The organism is Microbacterium sp. Leaf351 (assembly GCF_001423825.1).
GTDB classification, from domain to species: Bacteria; Actinomycetota; Actinomycetes; order Actinomycetales; family Microbacteriaceae; genus Microbacterium; species Microbacterium ginsengisoli.
Genome location: NZ_LMPK01000012.1, coordinates 62,984 through 64,127, shown reverse-complemented (window position 1 = coordinate 64,127; position 1,144 = coordinate 62,984). Strand labels below are relative to the sequence as shown.

Annotated in this window: 1 protein-coding gene and 1 pseudogene; one reads left to right on the top strand and one right to left on the bottom strand. The window is 71.9% G+C overall.

Annotated features, from left to right (window positions below; all coding sequences use genetic code 11):
- A pseudogene (locus ASG00_RS15260) lies at positions 1 to 229 on the top strand (alpha/beta fold hydrolase); the annotation flags it as partial.
- 240 nt (positions 230 to 469) lie between these two features.
- On the opposite strand, the gene ASG00_RS17085 reads toward ASG00_RS15260, so the two are convergent.
- On the bottom strand, positions 470 to 1,144 hold a 675-nt coding region (locus tag ASG00_RS17085), incomplete at both ends, for a nitrilase-related carbon-nitrogen hydrolase (RefSeq protein WP_327037489.1).

The following is a 1,144-nucleotide window of genomic DNA, read 5'->3' as shown; positions in this document are numbered from 1 at the left end:
CCCGCCGGTGCTGCCCGATGTCCCGGTCACCGTCATCTCCGGCAGTCTCGCGGACGGGATGCCGCGACGGGTCCGGGATGCCGCGACCGCCGCCGGGCGGTATCGGGCCGCACAGTCCCGGCAGGGCCGGCACGTGGTCGCTGCCCGCTCCGGCCACTACATCCCCGCCACAGAATCGGACCTGATCGCTGCGGAGATCCGCCGCCTCGTCCTCCCGCCCGTCGGATAGCCCGGGTTGTCTGGCGGGCATGCCTGGTCAGGCCACGGCAGGGGGGCGTCGCCGCCGGGCGATCGCACCGGTGAGGGCGAGACCACCCAGCCCACCCCATAGGGTGACAGTGGAAACGCCTTGCCCGATGAGGACGGCGGGGGTGAGCCCGGCGCGCAGGTCGGTGTCGGCGATCATCGCCCCGGCCTGTCCGGCGGGCAGACCGGTGAGGGTGCTGCCGTCGGGGCGGATGATCTGGNNCCGCGAGCTGCTGCAGGTTCTCGTCCGTGCCGCGGAAGTCGGCATTGTTGGTCTGGAACACCAGCAGCTCCGCGCCGGCGGTGACGCTCTCGGCGATGACTTCGTCGTAGATCACGTCGAAGCAGATCGCCAACCCCACCGGCACGTCGCCGACGGTGACCATGGGCAGGTCGGTGCCGTGCGCGTAGTCGCGTTGCAGCAGCCCGACCAGGTCGGGAGCGAGCAGGGTGTAGAACGCCCGATCGGGCACGTACTCGCCGAACGGCACCGGGTGGCGTTTCGCGTGCGTCTGCACCTGCTCCCGCTGCGGCGTGGCACCGGTGGTGGCCGGGTCCCACAGGAACGACGTGTTGTAGATGTTGCCGCCCGCCGTGGTGGCCGCGTTCGCCAGCAGCGGGGCACCTGCCCGGGTGCTGATGCCGGTGAGATGCTCGGCCAGCCACGGGGTCTGGAACGGGTCAGCATCCAGCCCTTCCGGCCACACCACCAGATCCACATCCGCGTCGAGCACCGGGCCGGTCGCGTCCCCCTGCGCCCGGGCGATCGCCCCCACGGTGCGCTGGTCGAAGTACCCGGACGGGCCGTTGCCTTGCACCGCCCCGACCCGCATCGTCCCGGCCGGTGTGGTGGGAAACGCCGGGACCAGGACCAGCATCAGGGTGGTGACGGCGGGTA